24 protein-coding genes, 1 pseudogene and 1 riboswitch are annotated in these 22,972 nt (G+C 68.2%); of the genes and pseudogenes, 17 read left to right on the forward strand and 8 right to left on the reverse strand.

Annotated features, from left to right (window positions below):
- Window positions 1-173 (reverse strand): annotated as a pseudogene (locus ACFWAY_RS21380) (NAD(P)(+) transhydrogenase (Re/Si-specific) subunit alpha); the annotation flags it as partial.
- Between the two features lie 269 nt (window positions 174-442).
- Between ACFWAY_RS21380 and ACFWAY_RS21385 the strand changes: the two are divergent.
- Together ACFWAY_RS21385 and ACFWAY_RS21390 are read left to right on the forward strand one after the other, a co-directional pair.
- Window positions 443-844 carry a DUF488 domain-containing protein gene (locus ACFWAY_RS21385; RefSeq protein WP_378455397.1) on the forward strand — a complete coding sequence of 134 codons (402 nt, stop codon included), beginning with the start codon at window positions 443-445 and terminating at the stop codon, window positions 842-844.
- Window positions 841-1,005 carry a hypothetical protein gene (locus tag ACFWAY_RS21390; RefSeq protein WP_378455398.1) on the forward strand — a complete coding sequence of 55 codons (165 nt, stop codon included), beginning with the start codon at window positions 841-843 and terminating at the stop codon, window positions 1,003-1,005. The genes ACFWAY_RS21385 and ACFWAY_RS21390 overlap by 4 nt, the downstream gene beginning before the upstream one ends.
- A gap of 22 nt (window positions 1,006-1,027) precedes the next feature.
- On the opposite strand, the gene ACFWAY_RS21395 is transcribed toward ACFWAY_RS21390, so the two are convergent.
- The gene (locus ACFWAY_RS21395) at window positions 1,028-2,569 is read right to left on the reverse strand and encodes an AMP-binding protein (RefSeq protein WP_378512037.1); all 1,542 of its coding nucleotides are present in this window, start codon (window positions 2,567-2,569) and stop codon (window positions 1,028-1,030) included.
- Between the two features lie 166 nt (window positions 2,570-2,735).
- Between ACFWAY_RS21395 and ACFWAY_RS21400 the strand changes: the two genes are divergently transcribed.
- Window positions 2,736-3,554 (forward strand): maleylpyruvate isomerase family mycothiol-dependent enzyme, encoded by an 819-nt coding sequence (locus ACFWAY_RS21400; protein ID WP_378512038.1) that lies wholly within the window; start codon window positions 2,736-2,738, stop codon window positions 3,552-3,554.
- Between the two features lie 5 nt (window positions 3,555-3,559).
- A complete protein-coding gene (locus tag ACFWAY_RS21405) occupies window positions 3,560-4,243 on the forward strand; it encodes a Type 1 glutamine amidotransferase-like domain-containing protein (RefSeq protein WP_378512039.1) in 684 nt (227 codons plus the stop codon).
- Window positions 4,244-4,272: 29 nt separating this feature from the next.
- Here ACFWAY_RS21405 and ACFWAY_RS21410 read toward each other — a convergent pair whose 3' ends face one another.
- Window positions 4,273-4,602, reverse strand: coding sequence for a hypothetical protein (locus tag ACFWAY_RS21410; protein WP_005254150.1), 330 nt, complete (start codon window positions 4,600-4,602; stop codon window positions 4,273-4,275).
- Window positions 4,603-5,115: 513 nt separating this feature from the next.
- Here ACFWAY_RS21410 and ACFWAY_RS21415 point away from each other — a divergent pair.
- From ACFWAY_RS21415 to ACFWAY_RS21440, 6 genes are all read left to right on the forward strand, one after another.
- Window positions 5,116-6,489, forward strand: a complete 1,374-nt coding sequence (locus ACFWAY_RS21415) for an FAD-binding oxidoreductase (RefSeq protein ID WP_378512040.1) — start codon at window positions 5,116-5,118, stop codon at window positions 6,487-6,489.
- A 182-nt stretch (window positions 6,490-6,671) separates the two neighbouring features.
- Window positions 6,672-7,790, forward strand: a complete 1,119-nt coding sequence (locus tag ACFWAY_RS21420) for a DUF4185 domain-containing protein (RefSeq protein WP_378455403.1) — start codon at window positions 6,672-6,674, stop codon at window positions 7,788-7,790.
- Between the two features lie 65 nt (window positions 7,791-7,855).
- Window positions 7,856-8,131, forward strand: coding sequence for a GNAT family N-acetyltransferase (locus tag ACFWAY_RS21425; protein WP_378455404.1), 276 nt, complete (start codon window positions 7,856-7,858; stop codon window positions 8,129-8,131).
- The gene (locus ACFWAY_RS21430) at window positions 8,115-8,654 is read left to right on the forward strand and encodes a DUF3558 domain-containing protein (RefSeq protein ID WP_378455405.1); all 540 of its coding nucleotides are present in this window, start codon (window positions 8,115-8,117) and stop codon (window positions 8,652-8,654) included. The genes ACFWAY_RS21425 and ACFWAY_RS21430 overlap by 17 nt, the downstream gene beginning before the upstream one ends.
- Window positions 8,651-9,178 carry a DUF3558 domain-containing protein gene (locus tag ACFWAY_RS21435; protein WP_378512041.1) on the forward strand — a complete coding sequence of 176 codons (528 nt, stop codon included), beginning with the start codon at window positions 8,651-8,653 and terminating at the stop codon, window positions 9,176-9,178. Before ACFWAY_RS21430 ends, ACFWAY_RS21435 begins: the two co-directional genes overlap by 4 nt.
- Window positions 9,179-9,261: 83 nt before the next feature.
- Window positions 9,262-10,503 carry an MFS transporter gene (locus ACFWAY_RS21440; protein ID WP_005252784.1) on the forward strand — a complete coding sequence of 414 codons (1,242 nt, stop codon included), beginning with the start codon at window positions 9,262-9,264 and terminating at the stop codon, window positions 10,501-10,503.
- On the opposite strand, the gene ACFWAY_RS21445 is transcribed toward ACFWAY_RS21440, so the two are convergent.
- The gene (locus tag ACFWAY_RS21445) at window positions 10,496-12,049 is read right to left on the reverse strand and encodes a carboxylesterase/lipase family protein (RefSeq protein ID WP_378512042.1); all 1,554 of its coding nucleotides are present in this window, start codon (window positions 12,047-12,049) and stop codon (window positions 10,496-10,498) included. The genes ACFWAY_RS21440 and ACFWAY_RS21445 overlap by 8 nt on opposite strands.
- A 110-nt stretch (window positions 12,050-12,159) precedes the next feature.
- Here ACFWAY_RS21445 and ACFWAY_RS21450 point away from each other — a divergent pair, with 110 nt between their 5' ends.
- From ACFWAY_RS21450 to ACFWAY_RS21470, 5 genes are all read left to right on the forward strand, one after another.
- Window positions 12,160-12,837: an NUDIX hydrolase gene (locus ACFWAY_RS21450; RefSeq protein WP_378512043.1), complete on the forward strand. Its 678-nt coding sequence runs from the start codon at window positions 12,160-12,162 to the stop codon at window positions 12,835-12,837.
- Window positions 12,838-12,894: 57 nt separating this feature from the next.
- Window positions 12,895-12,990: riboswitch (TPP riboswitch) on the forward strand.
- Entirely contained in the window at window positions 12,984-13,706 is a 723-nt protein-coding gene (locus ACFWAY_RS21455; RefSeq protein WP_378455409.1) for a TenA family protein, read from the forward strand. (Overlaps the previous riboswitch by 7 nt.)
- Window positions 13,691-14,731: an ABC transporter substrate-binding protein gene (locus ACFWAY_RS21460; protein ID WP_378455410.1), complete on the forward strand. Its 1,041-nt coding sequence runs from the start codon at window positions 13,691-13,693 to the stop codon at window positions 14,729-14,731. The genes ACFWAY_RS21455 and ACFWAY_RS21460 overlap by 16 nt, the downstream gene beginning before the upstream one ends.
- Entirely contained in the window at window positions 14,709-15,530 is an 822-nt protein-coding gene (locus ACFWAY_RS21465) for an ABC transporter permease (RefSeq protein WP_378512044.1), read from the forward strand. Before ACFWAY_RS21460 ends, ACFWAY_RS21465 begins: the two co-directional genes overlap by 23 nt.
- A complete protein-coding gene (locus ACFWAY_RS21470; RefSeq protein ID WP_378512045.1) occupies window positions 15,523-16,335 on the forward strand; it encodes an ABC transporter ATP-binding protein in 813 nt (270 codons plus the stop codon). The genes ACFWAY_RS21465 and ACFWAY_RS21470 overlap by 8 nt, the downstream gene beginning before the upstream one ends.
- A gap of 12 nt (window positions 16,336-16,347) precedes the next feature.
- Here ACFWAY_RS21470 and ACFWAY_RS21475 read toward each other — a convergent pair whose 3' ends face one another.
- Window positions 16,348-17,703 carry a wax ester/triacylglycerol synthase family O-acyltransferase gene (locus ACFWAY_RS21475; RefSeq protein ID WP_378455413.1) on the reverse strand — a complete coding sequence of 452 codons (1,356 nt, stop codon included), beginning with the start codon at window positions 17,701-17,703 and terminating at the stop codon, window positions 16,348-16,350.
- Between the two features lie 178 nt (window positions 17,704-17,881).
- On the opposite strand from ACFWAY_RS21475, the gene ACFWAY_RS21480 reads away from it, so the two are divergent.
- Complete coding sequence (locus tag ACFWAY_RS21480) at window positions 17,882-18,871, forward strand: alpha/beta hydrolase (protein WP_378455414.1); 990 nt, start codon at window positions 17,882-17,884, stop codon at window positions 18,869-18,871.
- Window positions 18,872-18,892: 21 nt separating this feature from the next.
- On the opposite strand, the gene ACFWAY_RS21485 is transcribed toward ACFWAY_RS21480, so the two are convergent.
- The gene (locus ACFWAY_RS21485; protein ID WP_378512046.1) at window positions 18,893-19,225 is read right to left on the reverse strand and encodes a ferredoxin family protein; all 333 of its coding nucleotides are present in this window, start codon (window positions 19,223-19,225) and stop codon (window positions 18,893-18,895) included.
- Window positions 19,222-20,799 (reverse strand): FAD-binding protein, encoded by a 1,578-nt coding sequence (locus ACFWAY_RS21490; protein ID WP_378455416.1) that lies wholly within the window; start codon window positions 20,797-20,799, stop codon window positions 19,222-19,224. The genes ACFWAY_RS21485 and ACFWAY_RS21490 overlap by 4 nt, the downstream gene beginning before the upstream one ends.
- A 290-nt stretch (window positions 20,800-21,089) precedes the next feature.
- Between ACFWAY_RS21490 and ACFWAY_RS21495 the strand changes: the two genes are divergently transcribed.
- Window positions 21,090-21,644, forward strand: a complete 555-nt coding sequence (locus tag ACFWAY_RS21495; RefSeq protein ID WP_378512047.1) for a hypothetical protein — start codon at window positions 21,090-21,092, stop codon at window positions 21,642-21,644.
- A 6-nt stretch (window positions 21,645-21,650) separates the two neighbouring features.
- Here ACFWAY_RS21495 and ACFWAY_RS21500 read toward each other — a convergent pair whose 3' ends face one another.
- Entirely contained in the window at window positions 21,651-22,859 is a 1,209-nt protein-coding gene (locus tag ACFWAY_RS21500) for an MFS transporter (RefSeq protein ID WP_378512048.1), read from the reverse strand.
- Window positions 22,860-22,972: the final 113 nt, after the last annotated feature.

Below are 22,972 nucleotides of genomic sequence, written 5' to 3' on the forward strand. Positions count from 1 at the left end.
TCCGGAATCAGCGCGCCCAATCCGGCACCCGACTCGACCACCACGTCGACGCCCTTGGCGATCAACGACGCCACAATTTTCGGCACCAACGCCACTCGACGCTCACCGTCGTTCGACTCCCGAACGACGCCGACCGTCGGGCGCGCAGTGGACGCGCTCTGCGATGTATCCATGTATCGACTTCCTGCGGTAGATGGTGTGTGTGCCGCGACGAGCGGCGATCAACCGATGATGAGCGGAAATATTTCCCCCGACTCGACTGAGTTAGCTGATAGTAGCCAGAGAAAGCGTGACGTAGGGAACAGAGAAGTCCGTGGGTAGGCGTCTGAATCGAGTCCGAACAGTCGTTCTCACAGATCTTTCTGCTCGTTTGTGAACCCGGTCACAGGGTGTTTGGTCGTAGTCTGACGGTAGACAGCCGCAAGGAAGCGGAGGTTCGGCCATGAGCAAACCGAAGGAACGGAGCGCGGAGGACGTCACCGCGGATCCGCCGGTCGTCGTCGAGCGGGTCTACGACCATCCGACCGAGGGCGACGGACTGCGACTGTTCGTGGACCGGCTCTGGCCGCGGGGGCTCCGCAAGGACGCGTTCCATTTCGACGACTGGGCCAAGGACCTCGCTCCGTCGACGGAGTTGCGTCACTGGTACTCGCACGACGTCGCCGCATTCAGTGAGTTCCGCGAGCGGTACGTTCACGAGCTCGATTCGCCGACCGGCCGGAAGGCCGTCGCGCGGGTGCAGGAACTCGCACAGGGTCGGCCGATCGTTCTTCTGACCGCGACGAAGGACGTCAGTCACAGTCACGCCGAGGTGCTCGCCGAATACATGCTGGATCGGTTGTGACCACCGACCGCTACGAGGCCCGGCCGATCGCAGAGCCGGACGACGACCTCGGCGGCGACCCCGTCTGCTGGCTCGACCGCGTATGCCCCGACTGCGGGTTGTTCCTTACCGATCACGCCGCGAGCACCTGCCCGCGCTGCGGTTCGGCGCGGGACTGGTGACGTGCGCGAATTCAGCGGGAATTCATCCGGCATTCAGGTACCGGGCACGGAGTTTGTGCTTGACGAGTTTGCCCGTGGGGGTTCGCGGCAGGTCGTCGGAGAAGTCGATGCTGCGCGGCGCCTTGAAGTGACTCACCCGGTCGCGGACGTAGTCGAGTAACTCGCGGGCGACGGCATCGGACGGCTCCACCCCTTCGACGAGTTGCACGACGGCTTTGACCTGTTCGCCCATCTCCTCGTCGGGCACGCCGATCACCGCGACGTCGAACACCTTGGGATGCATGGTGAGAACGTTCTCCGACTCCTGCGGGTAGATGTTCACCCCACCCGAGATGATCATGAACGCGGCGCGGTCCGTGAGGTAGAGGAAGCGGTCGGAGTCGATGTACCCGATGTCGCCGCTCGTGGTCCACGTCGGATGGTCGGGGTGCGTCGCAGATTCGGTCTTGGCCGGGTCGTTGTGATATTCGAACGGCCGTTCCTCTCTCTCCCAGTAGACGGTTCCGATGTCACCGACGGGTACGTCCGCACCGTTGTCGTCGCAGATGTGCACGATGCCCATGACGCCGTCGTGGCCGACCGATCCCGGCTTCGCGAGGGCCTGGGCGCTGTCGATGAACGTGGCACCGGCACCCTCCGTGGACGCGTAGTACTCGTGGATCACCGGGCCCCACCACTCGATCATCGAACGCTTCACGTCGGGCGGACACGGCGCCGCCGCGTGGATCGCCACCTTCAGACTCGACACGTCGAACTTGTCGCGAACGTCCTTCGGCAGCTTGAGCATCCGGACGAACATCGTCGGCACCCACTGACTGTGGGTCACCCGGTACTCCTCGATGAGCCGCAGCGATTCCTCGGCGTCGAATCGGTCCATCAGGACGATCGTGCCGCCGACGGAGGTGATGGTGCCGCAGAAGCGCAGCGGCGCTGCGTGATACAGGGGTGCGGGACACAGATAGACGGTGTCGGAATCGAATCCGTACATCGGGGCGAACACGGCGGTGTACGGATCCATCGTGGTGTCCACCTCGCCCTCGGGGAGGGCGGGTTTGATCCCCTTCGGCCTGCCGGTGGTACCCGACGAGTACAGCATGTCCTGCCCGCGGGGCTGCGAATCGAGCGGTTCGGCCGACTGCGCCGCCACGGCGTCGTCGTAGCTGTCGAATCCGTCGAGTTCGCCGCCGTACACGAGACGGTGGCGGACGCGGGGAAGCTGGTTCGGGTCGCGCGGCACGGCGCCGCCCGCGTCGGCGGACACGATGAGCACCTCGGCTCCGCAGTCGTCCACGACGTAGCCGGCTTCCTCCGGGGTGAGGTGCCAGTTCACCACCGTGATGTACAGCCCGGATCGCAGCGCCGCCCAGTACACCTCGAGGACCCGGAGGTCGTTGCTCGACACGAGCGCCAGGTGGTCGCCGACCTTCAGGCCGAGCGAGCGCAGGTGCCGCGCGAGGCGGGTGGACCGCTCGTCCAGCTCCCGGTAGGTCAACTGCTCCCCCGTCGAGGGACGAATGACAGCGGGCTTGTCCGGGGTGGTCGCCACGAAGTTTCCAGGAAACATCCGCACTCCTTTGTTAATGGAGATTCTCACCATCGGTCTACCACACCGAACCCGGGACGGGGAGGCCTTCGACGCCGTCACCGGCGCATTCGTCTGCCCGCGGCGAAAACGCTCGGACGCCCCGCCGGGAGGTCCTAGAGTTGAGGCAAAAGGAGGCGTACGACCCGTGAATGCCCTACAGAAGGAACCGATCCTCGACGCATTGTTCGAGGAATGGGACGTACTCGACGAGGTGCTGTCGTCGTTGTCCGGCGACGCGTGGTTCACACCCACCGCGCTGCCCGGGTGGACCGTCCACGACGTGACCGCGCATCTCATCGGCACCGAGTCGCTCCTCGCCGGAATCTCCGCGCCGCACACCAGCATCGACGTCCGTGGCCTCGCGCACGTGCGCAACGAGATCGGTGCGTTCAACGAAGAGTGGGTCGAGGGACTGCGGGGGTGCTCCGGCCCCGAGATGCTCGAGCGTTTCCGGGCGATCGTCGCCCGCAGGCGGTCGGAACTGGGCGAGATGACCGACGAGGCATTCCAGGCCGAGACCACCACACCGGTCGGCCCGGCGCCTTATCTCCGCTTCATGCGGATCCGCATGTTCGACTGCTGGATGCACGAGCTCGACCTCCGGGACGCACTCGCGCTGCCGGGCGACGAGGGAGGCGTCCGCGGGGAGACGGCGTTCGAGGAGATCGCCGGCGCCGTCGCGTTCCTCGTCGGCAAGCGCGGCAAGGCTCCGGACGGGTCGCGGATCACCCTCGAACTCACGGGACCGCTCGCGAGGAACATCCACATCGCCGTCGACGGCAGAGCCGCGGTGGTCGACGAACTGCCGTCCGAGGCCACCACGACCGTGACCCTCGACTCCCGGCTGTTCACCCGGTTGGCGGGCGGCAGGACGACGGCAGTGGATCACCGCGACGAGATCGCGTTGAACGGCGACACCGCCGTGGGCAAGAGGATCGTCGACAACCTCGCGTTCACGATCTGACCGCGGTGCGCCTGTTCCTGTCCTCGTATCGGTTCGGGGCGGATCCCGCGCCGCTGCTGTCGCTCATCGGCCGTCCGGGGCGCGTGGGGGTGATCGCCGCCGCCGCGGACGCGTGGCCGCGGACGGCGCGGACGTCTGCGGTCGTGAGTGACGTGATGCCGCTGACGCGGCTGGGCTTCACCCCGGAGGAGGTGGATCTGCGCGACTACATCGGCAGCGACGGGCATGCGCGTTCCGCCGCGCTGAAGGAGCGGCTGGACGGGTTCGGCATGCTGTGGGTGCGCGGCGGGAACACGTTCGTGTTGCGCGCGCAGATGGCCCGGAGCGGGGCGGACCGGGTGATCCCGGAACTACTGCTGAGCGATTCGCTGGTGTACGCCGGCTACAGCGCGGGGGCGTGTGTGATGACTCCGACGCTGCACGGTCTCGACTCCTCCGATGACCCGGCGGAGGTGGTCGCAACCTGCGGCATGGAGCCGCTCTGGGACGGCCTGGGCGTGGTGAGTTTCGCGATCGTGCCGCATCACCCGCCTGCGGAGCTTCCAGGGGCCGAAGACGCCGTGCCCTTGGAGGACGCGGCAGCCGTTCGGCGCACTGTCAGCGCTTTGAGGCTCGCCGGCATCGAGTACCGCACCTTGACGGACGATCAGGCGATCGTCGTGAACGGAGATTCAACCGAACTCGTGTGACGACGGCGAGCCCTGCGGCGGGAAGGCCTTCAGCCGAAGACGGCGACCGGCACGGACGGAGCGAACGGGGCGACGCGGTCGAGTGCGGCCCAGGTGACCTCGCAGCGCTTGGCGGTGACTTCGTCCGCGTCGGCGAGGAGCGTGTTCAGGAGGGTCTTCGGGTTCAGGCGCCATTCCTGCACCATGGACCGAACTTCCTCGTTGGTGAACAATCCCGAACCGGCCAGTGCGAAGATCCATTCGTCGAACTCGCCACGATGGATCTGTTCGATGGAATCGTAGTCGATGCCACCGTCGAGGAACTCGTACGAGAACATCGCGGAGATGTAGCTGCTGGGATCTCGGTGGAGTGCATTCATCGGTGCGGGTCCTTCCAGGGTCGGTGCGGCAAAACCCGGCCCCAACCGTGTTCTAGCTCACATTTCGTGAGAATCTCCGTTTGGGTGTAACGCCTCGCCGGTGTTTGACGATGCAAGACGCTAACCCGTAGAAGTGAGTTTTTGCATTGCCTGGTCGATACGATCCGGTAACAGAGTGACGAATGTGACCTGTGTTACATCCGATTTGTCCGGGTCTCCACGGTTCTCGGGACGCCCCTACCTGCATTTTCTCCTCCGGACCCGCTTGCATACCCCATCGCCGGGACCCCCGAAAAAATTCACCCCCCTGATCCCACATCGTGAGACTCCTACGCGTAAGTAACTAACAGATGGACTAGTGGGGTCTCGCTTCTGCACCGAACGTCCAGGTTGGAGCGATATCCGAACAACGGGGTCGGAATCGGTTCAGTTGGACGTTTGACCAATTCGAGGACACCCGTGGCCCGCTGGGTTACCGTCGGGGCGCCCGACACCCGCATTTCAGGAGTCACGATGACGGTCACCGACGACGCACTCGCGACGCTCGCCGCCGCGCTCCCCCAAGGGCGCCTCGTCACCGATCCCGACGTCCTGGTCTCCTACCGCCAGGACTGGGCGCGCGATCCCGACGCCGTCCTCCCCCTCGCCGTCGCCCGCCCCACGACCACCGAGGAAGTCCAGGTGGTGATGCGCTGGGCGACCGAGCACCGGGTCCCCGTGATCCCGCGCGGAGCGGGATCCGGGCTCAGCGGCGGCGCCACCGCCGTGGCGGGCTGCGTGGTGGTCAGCACCGAACACATGCGACGGATCGAGGTGGACCCGGTGACGCGGATCGCCGTCGTCGAACCGGGACTGCTCAACGCGGAGGTCAAGGCCGCGGCCGCCGAGCACGGGCTCTGGTACCCACCGGATCCGTCGTCGTTCGAGATGTGCTCGATCGGCGGCAACGTCGCGACCAACGCCGGCGGGCTGTGCTGCGTCAAGTACGGCGTCACCACCGACTACGTCCTCGCGCTGCGCGTCGTCCTCGCGGACGGGACGGACGTACGCCTGGGCGGGCCGCGGCTGAAGGACGTGGCCGGCCTGTCGCTGACCAAGCTGTTCGTCGGGAGCGAGGGAACCCTCGGCATCGTCACTGAGGCGACGCTCAGGCTGATCCCGGCCCAGCCGCCGTCGAGCACCCTCGTCGCATCGTTCGCCTCCGTCCAGGCCGCCGCCGACACGGTGCTGGCCATCACCCGCACGCTGCGGCCGTCGATGCTCGAATTCATGGACCGCGCCTCGATCGGCGCCGTCGAGGACGCGCTGAAGATGGGCCTGGACCGGACGGCGGAGGCGATGCTCATCGCCCGCTCGGATGCGCCCGGTGCGATTGCGGCCGAAGAGATTTCCGTCATGGCCGACGCGTGCACGGTGAACGGCGCATCCGAGGTCTTCACCACCGACGACCCCGAGGAGGGCGAAGCCTTCGCCGCGGCAAGACGATTCGCGATCCCCGCCGTCGAGAGACTCGGCAGCCTGCTCCTCGAGGACGTCGGCGTTCCGCTCCCGAAACTGCCTGCGCTGGTGGAGGGAATAGCGGCCATCTCCCGCGAGCGTGACGTGATGGTCGCGGTGATCGCGCACGCCGGCGACGGAAACACGCACCCGCTCATCGTGTTCGACCCCGAGGACGCCGCGATGGCCGAGCGTGCGCATCTGGCCTTCGGCGAGATCATGGACCTCGCACTCTCTCTCGGCGGCACGATCACCGGCGAGCACGGAGTGGGCCGGTTGAAGAAGGCCTGGCTGCCCGACCAGTTGGGCCCGGACGTCATGGAATTGACGCAGCGGATCAAGAACGCACTGGACCCGCTGGGGATCCTCAACCCCGGAGCGATCCTGTAGCTACCCGTTCCGGGTGCGAGACCCAATGGTTACCCTAGGGACTGGTGTGACAGGTGAGGTATTGCTAGCGTGACCGGACCCGACTCGATTCGTCGCAGAGAGGTGCGCTCGTGACCAGACTCCGCCGTGTCGCCTCCCTGGCGATGCCCGCCTTACTCGCTTCTACCTGCACGTTTTTCACCATGACGCCACCAGTTGCGACGGCGGCGCCGTGCCTCGGCGGAACCGGCAGCCTCGGATCGAGCGGCTCGAACCAGGGCATCAACCCCATTCCCTGGCTCAACGGAAGCGATGGTCGCCTTCCCGAGCTGCGTGGCAAAACTCAGGCTATCGCGCACATCACCGGGCCGCGCAGCTCCAACGACACGATCGGCAGGTTCCGGGTGCTCGGCACCGACCTCGGCATCATGTGGGACAACGGCGGAGGTGAAGTCCTCACCGCGTTCGGTGACACCGTCGGACTGAGCGACAACCCGCTGTGCGGTCTGGTCGGCGACTGGCGCAGCAACATCCTGTTGCGCAGCTCCGACAAGGACCTCACCGACGGGATGGGCATCGACAATTCCCCGATCGATACTCCGAACCATTCCAAGGAGATCATCCAGAGCAAGAAGATCCCGGGTGTGGAGCAGACCGTCATCCCCACCACCGGCATCTCGGTCGGCGAGGGTCCCGGCGCGACGCAGTACATCGACTACATGTCGGTGCGGAGCTGGGGCGCGCCCGGCGAGTGGGACACCAACGCGTCCGGCATCGCGTACTCCGTGGACAACGGCGAGAACTGGGTCGCCGACCCCCTGACGCTGCGACCCAACGTGCCGGGCACGGGCGCCGAGAACTTCCAGATGGGCTCGTACGTCAAGCACGACGGATTCGTCTACGGGTTCGGCACGCCGTCGGGTCGTTCCGGCGACGCCCGGTTGTCGCGGGTGAAGGAAGCGGACATCCGGAATCTCACGCTGTACGAGTACTGGGACGGCAAGGCGTGGGTGAAGGCCAACGCCACCGTCGCCGCACCGGTCATCCCCGGACCCGTCAGCGAGTTGTCGGTGCAGTTCAACCAGTACCTCGGCCAGTTCGTGGCGATGTACACCGATGCCGGCAATTCGGTGGTCATGCGCCGGTCCGACCACCTCGAATCCGGCTGGAGCGAACCCGAGGTGCTGGTGAGCAGCCGGGACGTGCCGGAGCTGTACGGCGCGTACATGCACCCGTGGTCGCAGGGATCCGATCTGTATTTCCTGGCCACCACCTGGTCGGACTACAACGTCATGCTGCTGCGCACCAACCTCGCGGACTGACGGTAATCTGCGAGTGACAGCGTGCGCGGGACAGCGCGCACGCCACACGAGCAGAGGAGCGGTCTGTGGCGGCCACGGTGGAGCACGACGTGTCGGAATCCCGGTTCGAGGTCTACCTCGACGGCCAGCTGGCCGGATACGCCGACTACTTCGAGCGGAACGGTGCCCGCGACTTCCACCACACCGTGACGTACCCGCAGTTCCGCGGTCAGGGTCTGGCCGCGGAAGTGGTGAAGGCCGCCCTCGACGACACGAAGGCCCGCGGACTCACCGTGATTCCCTCGTGCTCGTACGTCGAGAAGTACATCGCCGAGAATCCGAGCTATGCGGAGCTCGTCTGATCCGGTCCTGACCGTCCGTGCGACGTGTCTGGTCGCCGCGGCGGTCGTGCTGGCCGGCTGCGGTTCCGGCGACGGTTCCGAGTCCGATCCGGCGGCGTCCGCGCCGACCACGTCGGTGTCCGCGCAGCCCGGCGCGTTCGTGGGTGAATGCGGCTCGCTGACCGACGCCGAGGTGTACGAGCGGGCCGGGATCACCGGGCTCACCCCGGTATCGCGCAACGGCATCAAGTGCCGGTGGGAAGCGGACGGCGGCGAACGGTACGTGATGTTCACCTGGTACCGCGGCAGCCCCATCGACCGGGAACGGTCGGTGGCCAAGGGCATCGGTCACGAGGTCCACGACCTCGAGATCGCCGGGCACCGCGGGTTCTCCTCGCAGAACGTCGGGTTCTGCGAGGTCGCGCTCGGCACGGGTTCCGACTTCGTGCACTGGCTGGTCCGCTACGGCACCGGCACCGCACCGTCCGATCCGTGCGCGGCCCCGACCGCGCTCGGCCGGCTGACGTTGGAGAAGGTCAAGTGAGCGGCGCACGCCGGCTCGCCGCGGCGGTGGCGTCGGCGGTGGTTCTCGCCGGCTGCGGCACCTCCGTCACCGGCAGTCCGCTGCCCGAGGGCGCGGCCGCCTCCGAAGAAGACGGCTCGCCGCAGTTCGACAAACTCCTCCGCGAGTGCGATGCGGTCCCCAACGACAAGATCGCGGAGACCCTCCACGGCGCCGGCATCGACCAGTACTTCTTCGGCGCGGTGTGCATGTGGACGGTGTCGTCCGCCGCCGGATCGATCGACGTCACGTTCGGCTGGTTCGAGAACAACTCGCTGCAACGGGAGCGAAGTGTGGCGGACCAGCTGGGCTACCAGGTGGAAACCACGTCGATCGCGGGCACGTCGGCGTTCAGCGCCCGGCGTCCTGGTGATTTGGCGACGTGCGGGATCACCGCCGCCTACTCCGGCGTCATCACGTGGTGGGTGCAGCAGCGGTCGGGCACCGGCGACCCGTGCGACGGAGCGCGCACCCTCGCCGAACTGACCCTGCAACGCAACCAGTAGCGGCCGAAATTCGCTCGCGGTGGCCACGACCTCGCTGTTAGCGTCGAAGGACCACCGATCGAGCCGACCAGAGGACCCTTGCCGTGACCGCCACCGAGACGGCTGTGACTCGCCGGTTCGGGCCCCTGATCCTCCTGAACCTCGCGACGCTGTTCTCGTCCACGGGCAACGGCATCGCGATCGTCGTGCTGCCCTGGCTCGTGCTCGAGAGGACCGGTCGCGCGTCCGACGCCGCGATCGTCGCGGGCGCCGCCACCCTCCCGCTGCTGTTGTCGAGCCTGTTCGCGGGCACGTTCGTCGACCTGTTCGGACGTCGCCGCACGTCGATGATCTCCGACTGCCTGTCTGCCCTGTCCGTGGCGGCCATCCCGGTGATCGCGAACACGACGGGCCTCACCGTGACCGTGATCGCCGTCCTCGCCGCGATCGGCGCCGCGTTCGATCCGGCCGGAATCGCGGCGCGGGAGTCGATGCTGCCCGCCGCCACGAAGTCCGCGGGGTGGTCACTCGACCGGATGAACAGCCTCTACGAGGCCAACTACAACATGGCGTATCTCGTCGGACCGGGCATCGGCGGCGTCCTCATCGCCACGGTGGGTGCGGTGAACACGTTGTGGGTCACCGCCGTCGGCTTCGTGCTGTCCGTGGTGACCATCGCGTTCCTGCGACTGGAGAACGCCGGCAGACCCGACACCTCCACGCGCCCGACGTCCATCTGGCACGGCACGCTCGAGGGACTGAAGTTCGTGTGGCACAACCGGCTCCTGCGGACGATCGCTCTCGTGGACATGGCGGTGGTCGCGCTGTACATGCCCGTCGAATCGGTGGTGTTCCCGGTGTACTTCACCGAACTCGACAAGCCCGCGCAACTCGGTTCGGTCCTGATGGCGCTCAGCATCGGCGGTGTGGTGGGCGCCCTCGCGTACGGACCGCTCGCGCCGTTCGTGTCGCGCAGGACGCTGATGGTGGTCGCGGTGACCGTGCTGGGCGCCGCCATGGTCGCGATGGCGTTCCTGCCGCCGCTGTGGGCGATTCTGGCGCTGGCACTCCTCCAGGGTCTCGTGTTCGGTCCGGTCGGCCCGATAGCCAACTACGCCATGCAGACTCGCAGTCCGGAGCACATGCGCGGACGGGTCACCGGGGTCATGACGTCCACCGCGTACGCCGCGGGTCCGTTGGGTTACCTGCTGGCCGGTCCGATCCTCGACAAGTGGGGTATCCAGCCGACGTTCTTCGTGCTCGCGATCCCGGTCCTGATCATCGGGCTGGCCTGCTTCGCGCTGCCCGTGCTGAAGGAACTGGACGACAAGGTGCCCGTCAGTTGAATCCCATGACGTCGTTGCCCCAGGCGATCCGCATCTCGTGGTCCGGGTCCTTCACGAGGGTGTCCGCGCCGTCGATCAGCAGCGTCGAGCGGTTCTCCTCGTCGTAGGGGGCCCAGTGCTTGGACCCGTCCAGCGCGGCGGGGACACCGTGCCGCGCGAACGCGAGCCACCGGCGCTGGATCCGGCCCGACACCTCGAGCGCCGTCTTCCGGCCGCCGAGCCAGAACGTCGGGTCGATGTTGAGGGTGTCGAAATTGCCGAAGACGTACGGGAGTTCGGTGGCGTGCCCGGCTCCGATGCGCGCGGCCTTGAGCATCGGCGTGGCCTGATCGAACCGGTACATCCACGTCGGTGAGTGCCGGCTGTGGGCGTCGGCCACCCACAGGGCGGGCATCCGGAACGCGGCGTCCCGCGACATCGCGAGCGCGCCCTTCGGCTTTCCGCGGTCCGGGTACACCGACAGAATGTCGGCGAGGCGCGCCGCGGGCAGTTCGGGGTGATCGGCCGCGATCGCCCTCAACATCTCCTGCACCGAATCCGACGTGACCGGCAGCAGCGGCGATTTCATGAATTTGAAGATCGACGACTCGTCCTTGTTGGAACCGATGATGAGAGGGATGCGGTGCGAGTAGCCCTTCTGGAAGGCGGCCACCGGGTAGCGGGGCAGGAAGTCGCGGTCGACGACGGGCGCCATCGCGAGCGTGCCCGGGATCCGCGTCGGCACCTCGTTGACGAGTGTGTCGCTGGCCTCGATGACCGTGCGGTACGGAAGGTGCAGCAGGGTGTCGATCTGCGCGGGTTCCACCTCGAGGATGTCGAGGAACTGTTTCGCGACGGTCGCCGCCCGCTCGCTCCCGTAGACCGACGTGGCGGGTGGGCTCTGGGCGATCGCACGGTGGAACAGCCCGTCCGCGCTCGGGCACGTCATCAGCGTGGTGATCGACCCGGCTCCGGACGACTCCCCGAACACCGTCACCTCGTCCGGGTCGCCGCCGAACGACGAGATGTTGTCGCGCACCCACTCGAGGGCGGCGACCTGATCGCGCAGCCCGCAGTTTGTCTCGAACACCCGCCCGGCCGTCGAGAACGACGACAGGTCGAGGAAGCCGAGCGCTCCCACCCGGTAGTTGAACGAGACCAGCACGATGTCGCCGAGGGTGGACAGGATGCGCCCGTTGTAGATGCCCTGAGCTGCGGTTCCCAGGCAGTAGGCACCGCCGTGGATCCACACCATCACCGGCCGGGGGGTGCCGCCGGGTCTCGGGGCCCAGACGTTGACGGACAGGCAGTCCTCGTCCATTTCGAGTCCCGCATCGATGGGGACGGCGGTGCCGTGCCCCTGCGGCGCCATCGGGCCGAAGTCGACGCAGTCGAGCACACCCTCCCACGGTGCGGGCGGGACCGGCGCGCGGAACCGCCGTTCACCGACGGGAGCCGCGGCGAACGGAATGCCCTTCCACGCGTAGACGTCGCCCTCGGGGTAGCCACGCACCTCGCCGTCCCGGGCGCGGACGACGAGCGTGTCGCCGGACTTGTCGACCTCCACGGACGAATCTCCTCACGCAGCACGTACCGGGACTCTCGCCAAACTACCAACGATGAGCAGGCAGGACCGATCGAACGCGATATAGATCAACCGTGCGCTAACATTCGTGCGTGGCCGCATGGACCGATCCCGGGGGCAAGAGCCTCCTCGACTATCCGCGCCCGTCGGTGGCGGTCGACGTCGCCGTTCTCACCGTCGACGGCACGGAACTGAAAGTGCTTGCGGTTCCCCGCCGTTCGGGCCGGATCGCCCTCCCCGGCACCTTCCTCCACGAGGGTGAACGACTGCGGGACGCCGCCGAGCGGTGCCTGCGCATCAAGGCCGGCCTGACCGGCACCGAATTCCATCAGCTGGCGATGCTCGACGATCCCGGCCGCGACGATCGCGGGTGGGTGCTGTCGATGACGCACGGCGCCGCGCTGCCCCGCACGACGCTCCCCCGCGACGCGCTGCTGATCACCGTCGACGACGACCGGGTGACGCAGGAGCTGGCATTCGACCACGCGGACGTCGTCGCCCTCGCCGTCGCCGACCTGAGAGAGCGATACGCGCGGTCCGTCGACCCGTCCGGCCTGGCCGGCGACACGTTCACGGTCCTCGAACTCCGCCGGGTGTACGAGGTGGTGTTCGGACGCCTCCTGCCGAAGGACTCGTTCCGGCGGCACATGATGCCGGCCCTCGAGAACACCGGCGACATGGCCGTCGTCGGGACCGGCCGGCCCGCGGAGATCTACCGGCGCGGCCCCGCGCCCCTCCCGCCGAGCGCAGCCGCGTTCCTCGCCGGCTGAGCCCGTCCACCGACCCGGGCCTTTCCGCCCGCGGCACGGCCGGTGCTAGGGTCGGCTTGTTCTGACACGGGGTGCTCCGCACGGGCGGGGCTGAGAACACACCCGGGAACCTGCTCAGGTAATGCTGACGAAGGGATGTCAACGTTGTGAATAGCTCTGTCCAAGATGCTGCCGGCGCCGGCCAGCACGCCCGATTCACGGACCACTTGTGGGACCGGACCAAGGTGCTGCGCGAGGCGATCGACGAACTCGAGTTCCTGCGCCGACTCGGCGACGGAACGCTGCCGCTGGACGTGTTCCGCACGTACATCGAGCAGGATTTTCTGTACCTGACCGGGTACGCGAAGGCCCTCTCGCTGGTGGCCGCGCACGCGCCGGGCCCGGTCGAGGCCGGCTTCTGGGCGGGCTCGGCCGCCGAGGCCGCCACGGTCGAGGCGACGCTGCACCAGAATCTGCTGACCAGCGGACGACTCCCCGAGTCGGACGTGGAGCCGCTGCATTCGCCGGCCTGCCTGGGGTACATCTCCTACCTGACGGCCGTCGCCGCCACCGAGCCGTATGCGGTGGCCGCGGCGGCGGTACTGCCCTGTTTCTGGATCTACGCCGACGTCGGGCACCGGCTCGCGGCCAGCGCCCGCGACGTGCTCTCCGCGGACCCGTCGCACCCCTACGCGCAGTGGGTGACCACCTATGACGCGGAGGAGTTCCACGCCGCCGTCGCGACGGCCCGCGAACTCGTGGACGCCGCGGCCGAGGCGTCGACCGACGCCCAGCGTGAGGCGATGGCGGAGGCGTTCGTGATCGCCAGCCGCTACGAACTCATGTTCTGGGATACCGCTCTCAACAAGCAGGAATGGCCGGCGTCGTGACACTCTTCTCTCGTACCAAGCGCGCTGCCACCGCAGCCGTCATCCTGGTCTCCGCCCTCTCGCTGCTCACCGGTTGCGCCGGTGACTCGCAGTCCGACGACACCATCCGGTTCGCACTCGACTGGACACCGAACACCAACCACACCGGTCTGTTCGTCGCCCAGCAGGAAGGCTGGTTCGCGGACGCCGGACTCGACGTGCAGGTGCTGCCCTACAACGACACCTCGCCCGACACCCTGGTCGACGCCGGTAACGCGGAGTTCGGGGTGAGCTTCCAGAGTTCCGCGACGTTCTCGAAGGCCGCGGGCGCACAGACCACGTCGGTGATGGCTCCGCTGCAGCACTGGGCGACGGGCATCGCGGTGAAGGCGGATCGCGCCGACATCACCCGCCCCCGGGATCTGGACGGCAAGATCTACGCCGGGTTCGCGGACCCGGACGGCGAGGAGACGCTGAAGCAGATCATCCGGAACGACGGCGGCAAGGGCGAATTCACCACCGTCACGCTCGGCACCTCGGCCTACGAGGCCGTGTACTCCGGCACCGCCGACTTCACCGTCTCCTTCTTCGGCTGGGAGGGTATCGAGGCCGAGCACCAGGGCACCCCGATGCGCTACTTCCACTACACCGACTACGGCTTCCCGGACGCGTACGCGCTCGTCATCGAGGGCAACGAGCAGTGGATGGCCGATCATCCCGAGCAGGCCCGCAAGTTCGTCCAGGCACTGCAGCGCGGATACCAGTTCGCCGCCGACCGGCCGGACGAGGCCGCGCAGATGCTGATCGACGCCAACCCCGGCGCCTTCACGGACGAGTCCCTCGTGCGGGAGAGCCAGCAGATGCTGTCCTCCGAGTACATGAAGGACAGTTCCGGAAAGGTCGGGACACAGACGGCCGAGCAGTGGGCGGGGTACTCCGGTTTCCTGTTCCAGCACGGCCTGCTCACCGGCCCCGACGGGGCACCGCTGACCACGGAACCCGACTGGTCGACATATTTCACCAATGAGTACCTCACTCAGCCCTGACCCGAGTCTCCGCACCACGGCCCCGGGCACGTCCCCGCTGCTGCGGCGGGTGCTGCCCGCGGTCGTGGTCGTGGCACTGCTCGTCGTCGCGTGGCAGGTGTACGTGACGGTCAGCGGGATCCGGCCGCAGGTGCTGCCGTCGCCGCTGCGGGTCGTCCAGCAGGGCTGGCGGGCGCGGGACGCCATCTCCGGTCACGCCTCCGCGACACTGCAGGTGACGCTGATCGGGTTCGCCGTCTCCCTGCTCTGCGCGTGGGTGCTCGCCGTGCTCGTGGACTTCTCGCCGTGGCTGCGACGCGCGTTCGTCCCGCTGTTCGTCGTGTCGCAGACGCTCCCGATCATCGCGATCGCGCCTCTGATGATCATCTGGTTCGGATTCGGTCTGCTGCCGAAGATTCTCGTGATCGCGCTCGCCACGTTCTTCCCGATGACGATCGGACTGATCGAGGGTTTCGCCGCGGCCGACCGTGAGGCGGGCGCGTTGTTGCGCAGCATGGGCGCCTCGCGGTGGCAGGAATTCCGCTACGTGCGGCTTCCGTCTGCGATCCCCCGGTTCTTCACCGCCCTGCGCATCGGCATCACGTACGCAGTGGTGGGTGCCGTGTTCGCCGAATACGTCGGGGCGACGTCCGGTCTCGGCATCTACATGGCGACGCAGAAGAACTCCTTCCGCACCGACCTCGTGCTGGCGGCGGTGCTCGTGACGGCCGTGATCAGCGTCAGCCTCTACCTGCTCACCTTCGCGGTCGAGCGCGTCGTCGCCCCCTGGATCAAGAACGAGAGGGCCCGGCATGAGTGAGACCGCGCGCGTCGCACTGTCCGGTCTGAGCAAGGGATTCCCGGTCCGCGGCGGCATCCGGCCCGTCCTCGACGACGTCTCGTTCACCGTCGAACCGGGTGAGTTCGTGTCGGTGATCGGCCCCAGCGGGTGCGGTAAGAGCACCGCGTTCTCCATGCTCGCCGGTCTCGACCAACCGGACTCCGGCACCGTCACGATCGGCGGCGAACCGGTGCGCCCCGCGGGGAGTGGTCCCGCGAAATGCGCGTACATGCCGCAGAAGGACCTGTTGTTCCCGTGGCGCACCGTCCTCGACAACACCACCCTCGGACTCGAGGTGCAGGGCGTGCCGAAGAAGCAGGCGCGGGACAAGGCCCGGGAATTGTTCTCCGTGTTCGGTCTCGGCGGATTCGAGGACGCCCGTCCCAGTCAGCTGTCCGGCGGGATGCGACAGCGTGCCGCGATGCTGCGGACCGTCGTCCAGGACCGTCCGGTGCTGTTGCTCGACGAGCCGTTCGGCGCCCTGGATTCGTTGACCCGCACCGAGATGCAGACCTGGTTGCAGGACGTGTGGCAGCGCTACCGGTGGACCGTCCTGATGATCACCCACGACATCCGGGAGGCCGTCTACCTGTCGGACCGGGTGGTCGTGCTGTCCGCGCGGCCCGCCACCGTGCGGCGGGAGGTGACGGTGGGCCTGCCCCGTCCCCGCGAACTGTCGATGGTGACGTCGCCCGAGTTCGCGGACGTCGAACACGAATTGCTCGGAGTGCTCCACGAGGAGTCGCGGCGGGCACTCGTCGAGCAGGAGTCGGCTCGGCGCTGAAAAGACTGCGTCTCAGAGCAATGCCGCCTCGAGTTCACCCAGAGCCGTCTCCAGATAGTGGAGGATGCGTTGCAGGCTCGGCACCGAGCGGCGGCACCCGATGACACCGAAATCGAGGTTGCCGCCGTTGGTGGTGAGCGTGATGTTGAGTGCCTGCCCGTCCAGCACCACCGACGTCGGGTAGATGCCGTCCAGCCGGGACCCGTTCCAGTACATGGTCTTCCGCGGCCCCGGGACGTTGGAGATGATCACGTTGAACGGTGGCGGCGTGAAACGGACGAACCCCGGCACCGGTGTCAGGGCGATCGGCGACATGTTGAACGCGGACCACGCCAGCGCCTGCATCGAGGTGAGGCTGCCGAACAGTTCCTTCCCCTGGGACATGGAGGCGGAGATCGCCGTCAGACGCTCGGCCGGGTCGTCGACGTCCGTCGCCAGGTTGCACAACGTGACCCCCACCGCGTTGCCGCCGGCGTCGGCCTTCTGCTCGTCGCGCAGCGACACCGGAACCATCGCGATCAGCGGCTCGTCGGGCAGCGCATTCTGTTCCTCGAGGTACCCACGCAACGCTCCGGCGCACATGGCCATTACGACGTCGTTGACACTGACCCCGGCCGCCTTCCGCACGGCGTGGATCCGTTCGAGCGGCCAGGACTGCGCGGCGAACCGGCGCGCGCCACCGATCGGGACGTTCAGCATGGTGCGGGGCGCCTCGTACGGAAACCGCATGTCGTGCTGCCCCATCGCGGTGCGGGCGATGCGCAGCGACGCCGGCGCGAGACCGGCCACCTCACCGACCGTGCGACGGACCCCGTTCACCACCGACCAGAGGTCGGGGGCGGCTCCGTTGGCCGACGCCCTGCGCGGCAGGTTCCACGGCGGCGGGGCGTCGCGCACGTCCGGGTCGGTCGACAGCGTCCGCATCAGCAGCCGCAACCCGGAGACACCGTCCATCAGCGAGTGGTGCAGCTTGGTGTAGATCGCGAAGCGGCCGTCGCTGAGACCCTCGATCAGATACATCTCCCACAGCGGGCGATGACGGTCCAGGAGCGTGCCGTGCAGCCGGGACGTGAGCGTCAGCAGTTCCCGGACCCGGTACGGGGCCGGAAGGGCCGAATGACGCACGTGGTATTCGAGATCGACGTCCGACTCGTCGGCCCACCACAGGTTCCCGAGAGTGCCCACGGGGCCCGCAGGCTTCTTGCGAAAAGTGGGGTCGACGTCCGTGTGTTTCAGCAGTGTTTCCAGCATCGACTTCACGTAGTCGGGGCCGGCATCCGCCGGCGGTGTGAACAATTCGAGCGATCCCACGTGCATCGGATGCTCTCGCGATTCGCCGAGAAGGAATATCGAATCGGTAACCGGCATGATCCCCACCTGGACGTTCACCCCCGCTCGGTCACTATCCCATTACGACTTCCGCCTGGATGCTACGTCGGGCGTAGCGTCCGTGCGACCAACTTCGATGTAGACCGTACGGCGCAAAGAGGTGGAAGACCTAAAGGCAGCAAGTCGATGGGCACCGAGGCCGGAACGGAGGCAGGCAATGAGCACTGCGACTTACGAATTCTGTCCGTCACCGCTCCCGGTGACGCGGCGGGAGTTCGCCGGAACCAGCCTGCAGTCGACGGCCCTCACCCACACACTCCGTCGTACGGTCCGGCCGTTCCTCGACGGGTGGGCACGCTACCCCGAACTGCCGTGGCCCACCGGAGTCGTCGACCTGTTCGGGTACTCGCTCGGCCCCATTCGCGGAACCCAGCGCAGGCCCATCCGGCTGCCGCACTGCCGCGCCGAATGGATCCGGCCTCCGGGTGAGCTCGGCGACCGGGCGATCCTCTACCTTCACGGTGGGGCGTTCCTGTGCTGCGGGATCAACTCCCACCGCCAGATGGTGTCCCGGATCTCGGCGGAGTCGCAGGCGTCGACGCTGAACGTCGCGTACCGGATGATCCCGCGGAACCCCATCCGGGCGGCCGTCGCGGACGGTGTCGACGGGTACCGGTGGCTGCTCTCCCACGGCTACACCGCGGACCGCATCGTCATCGCCGGCGACTCGGCAGGCGGATTCCTGACGTTCATGGTGACGCTCGAAGCCCTGCGCCAGGGGCTGCCGCGTCCCGCCGCCGACGTCGCGCTGTCGCCGCTGACCGACCTCGACCCGGTCAACAAGCTGGCCCATCCCAACGCCGACCTCTGCGCTGTCTTCCCCAAACGCGCGGTCGGTGCCCTGTCCAGGCTGATCGAAAGACTGGACACCAGGGGCGGGCACGAGCCGTCCACGTCACCCGTGGACGGCTCCCTCGCCTCCATGCCGCCGGCACTGATCCAGACCGGCTCGCAGGAGATGGTGTACGTCGACGCGGAACTGATGTCCGAGCGGCTGTCCCAGGCGGGTGTGCCGTGCGAACTGCAGGTGTGGGAACGTCAGGTGCACGTCTTCCAGGCCGCCGCCGGACTGCTTCCCGAGGGCACCCGCGCCATCCGCGAGATCGGCCGGTTCATCCGCAAGGCCACCCCTGTGAGTACTTCTTAACCGCGGGCGGTTAACAAGTACTCACGGGGTGAAGAGGTGGTTCCGGTCGAGTGTGGACCCCGGCGTGCGCCTGCCACCCCACCCGATCACGGCACGGTAGGCGCCGAGGGCCCCCGACTCCGCCAGGCTCTCGGCGTCGGTGTGCGTCGAGTCCTCGGGAACCGGGGTGTCGAACGGCGCGACGTACAGCGCGTCGGTGGGACAGTTCGCCTCACACATGAAGCACGTCTGACAGTTCTCCTGATGCGCGACGACGGGAACGCCGTCCGCGCCGCGGCGGAAGACGTCCGTCGGGCAGACCTTGATGCAGATGTCGCACTGCACGCAGCGGTCGGCGACGACGACTTCGATCACGACGCGACCGTCCGGACCTCGGCGGTGCCGCGTTCCGGCCGCACCCACACGTCGTCCAGTCCGCCCGACAGCAGTCGACGGGTCTGCGCCGGATCGGTGTCGGGCAGGTCGGTGCGCACGTGCATCCCCCGGGTCTCGGTCCGCGCCAGCGCGGAGTGCGTCGCCCACCGCGCGACGGCGAGCATCGCGGCGGCCGAACGTGCCTGCAGCAGCTCCCGTTCGGAGCCGCCGAGCAGATCCGCTGCACCCGACCAGGCCTCGTCGAGGGCGGTCACGCTGTCCTGCAGGCTCGTCGCGCTGCGCCGGTAGCTGCGGCGCAGCGGCAGGGTGTGCTCCTGCACGAGTCCGACGATGGAGCGCGACGCCTGCCGGCGGGCGGACGGTCCGCGCAGTCCGGCCGCGCCCGCGCCGCGCACCCCGTCGGGGGCGGGACGCGTCCGCGCGAACCGCGCCGCACCCGCACCCGCCCACGTCCCCGAGGAGATCGCCCACGCCCCGTTGTGACTGCCGCCGCCGCTGCGACCACCGGTGATGAGCTCACGGGTGGCGGCGTCACCCGCCACGAACAGGCCGGGAACGTCGCTGGTGCAGTCGGGGCCGGCGACCCGGATGCCTCCGGTTCCCCGCACCGTTCCCTCCAGCACTGCCCGCACGGGATACTTCTGCGTGAACGGGTCGATACCCGCCTTGTCCAGCGGCAGAAAGTAATTCGGTTGCGACGTGCGCATGGCCGCGCGGATATCGGGCCTGGCCCGGTCCAGTCGGGCATACACGGGGCGGCCGGCGGCGAGGTGCGCCATCGCGGCGCCGCGTGCAGAGAAGCCGCCGTCCCCGAGAGTCCGACCGTCCGCGTCGTAGTAGGTGGCGAACTGCATCATCAAACCCTTGGTGTGGCCACTCCACGCCGGTGCCAGCGCGTAGGCCGTCGAGAATTCCATGCCCGAGAACGACGCCCCGACCTCGGCGGCCATCAGCAGTCCGTCGCCGGTGTCGACGTTCGTTCCGAAACTTCCCGACAGGAACGCGCAGCCACCGGTCGCCACGACGACTGCCCCGGCGCGCACCGACCACGCGGCGTATCCGTTCTGCCGTTGCAGACCCGCGGCGCCGGACACGACGCCGTCGCCGGTGGTGAGCAGTTCCAGGGCGGGGCTGTGGTCGAGGATGGCGACCCCGGCGCGGTGCACACGCCTGCGCATCCGGCGCATGTACTCCGGCCCCTGCAGACTGGTGCGCACCTCCCGGCCGTCGTCGCCGGACGGAAACCGGTACCCGGCGCCGGCCAGTTCGTCCACCCGGTGGTGGGTCTCCTCGAGCACCCGGTACATCCACGCGGGCTCGGACAGCCTGCCGCCGTCCTCGAAGCGGGCCTGCACCGACCGTTCGCGTGCAGGGCCGGGCGGGACGTTCCACAGGTTGTTGCCGCCCGACGCGGTGGGGCCGCTGGTGCCGCAGTACCCCTTGTCGGCGAGGACGACCCGCGCGCCTTCGCGGGCCGCCGCCAATGCCGCCCACGTTCCGGCGGGTCCGCCGCCGAGGACGAGGACGTCGGCGTCGATCTCGAGTTGGCTCACGAAGCGAACAGCATCGCCGACGCAGCGAGGGCCGCCCCGGTTCGTTCGGACAGCGGGCGACGGAACAACCAGTCGAGCAGAGACATCGTTACCCCCGGTCGGAGCGGTATGGACACCGTTCGATCGTCGGCTGACCGGCTCGTCCGAACAAGGGTTCTCGTCAGCGTGCGCCGAACCCCGGCAACCATCCAGCGAACGTGCCCGGACGGCTCGCATTTCCGGACACATGCGGCAGCAGACGGAAGCGCCCTCTATGGTGGACGCATTTGCACGCCGAGGACGGGTAACGCATGGACGACAGGACTGTAGCGATCGGGGCACTCGCGATTGCCACCGTGTCGGCGGTCTCCGGCCTGATGATCGGCGCCGCGGGCGGCGCGTTCGGCAGCCGCGGGCCCGCAGTCGTGCCGCCACCGCTGACGTCGGAGGGCCTGCAGTCCGGCGGACCGCACAGCGCCGCACCTGCCACCTTCCAGGTGTTCGTCCCGCCTACCCCCACCTGGCAGATGGCCGACCTCACCACCCCGCGGGCCGTCACGCTCACCACCGAACCGGTGCCCGTGACCACGGCACCGCCACCCGCGCCCTCGACGACCCCCGCCCCGCCTCCGCCGCCGGTCAGGGCCACGGTCGCGCCGCCTCCCCCGACGATCAGTCTGGCCCCGGTCACCACACCCGTGACCAGGCCTCCCGTCGTCACGACGATCGAGCAGACCGCGCCCCGGATCGCGGCCCCGCCGTCCGCGGCACCCGCCGAGCCGACACTGCCGCCGGTCACCACCACCACCACGACGACGCGTCCGGTGATCACCATCCCGCCCGTCACCACCAGACCGCGGGGCTAGAGCCGCTCAGGCCCGTCTGCGCGCGACCAACTGCGCGACTGCCACCCCGGCACCCAGCGCGGCGACCAGCCCGCCGAAGACAATCCCGGCGGTGCGGAGGTCGGTGAACCGTGCGAGGACACCCACCCCGACCGCGGGAACGGCCAGCATCACGTAGATCCCCGCGAAGAATGCCGACGACACTCCGCCGCGGAATTGCTGTTCGACCCGTTCGACGGTGGTCGCGAGCGACGCATTGAGGCACAGGCCGCCGGCGACGCCGAGGACCACCGCGGACGCGAGCAGCGGCTCGAGGACGGTGTACGCCAGTGCGAGCGCCAGCAGCGCGGCGGCGGGGATCAGTCCGAGGCACCCGACGAGCATCGCAGTGGCCGTCGACAGCCGGCGGGCCAGCAGCTGACCGAACGCCATGAACAGGAACGTCAGGAACACGACGAGCCCGGCCATCGTGTGGCTCCTCGACCCCAGATATTCCGTCAGGAACAACGCCGACACCGCGGTCAGCACGCCGGTTACGGCGAATGCTGTTCCGGCGGCGAGCACCGCGGTGACGAACGCGCCGCGGATCGACGCGGGAACCTGCAGGCGGCGGGGTCGGATGCGCCACGTCGGACGGGTTGCCGGTGCGGGCGCGAAGATCCACAGCCCGGCGCCCGCGAGAACGGCGAGCACGAGGTTCACCACATAGGGAATGGTCAGCGGACTCGACGTGATGTCGGCGATCACCCCCGCGCTGAGCGTGCCCAATCCCAGGCCGCCGGTGTTCACCGCGACCGCGAGCATTCCGCCGACCGCCTTGCGGTCGGGTGGGAACAGGTCGATCACCGCGGCCGTGCCCGTGCCGGTCATGAGCCCCGCGGACAGTCCGGAAATGACCCGGGCCACCACGAACACCGGAAGCGTCGACGGCAGCAGGAAGAGCACGGCACTGACCGCGGCGAGGGCGACCGCGATGAACAGCACCGGGCGCCGTCCGACGTCGTCGGACAGCCGCCCGAACAGGGCGAGCGCGGCCACGACCCCGACCGCGTACACGGCGAACAGGATCGTGACGGTGAGGGGGCTGAACGCCAGCTCCTGCGCATAGATGGAGTAGAGCGGGGTGGGCAGTGTCGTTCCCATCATCGTGACGAGAAACGCGAACGACGTGGCCCCGACCGCAAGGGCGGACGACCGGGTGCGCGTTCCGGACACTGCGGGCGAGAACGAAGGCATGGATCCGAGCCTTTCCGAGATCGGGAGCGGTGACAAGTCATATGCAGCAGTCGGTAAGGTGGCTTCCCGCCGGATTGGGGGGTCCACTCCGGGACCGGGAGTGTCCAGCATCG

It is taken from the genome of Rhodococcus sp. NPDC059968 (assembly GCF_042738615.1).
GTDB lineage: Bacteria > Actinomycetota > Actinomycetes > Mycobacteriales > Mycobacteriaceae > Rhodococcus_F.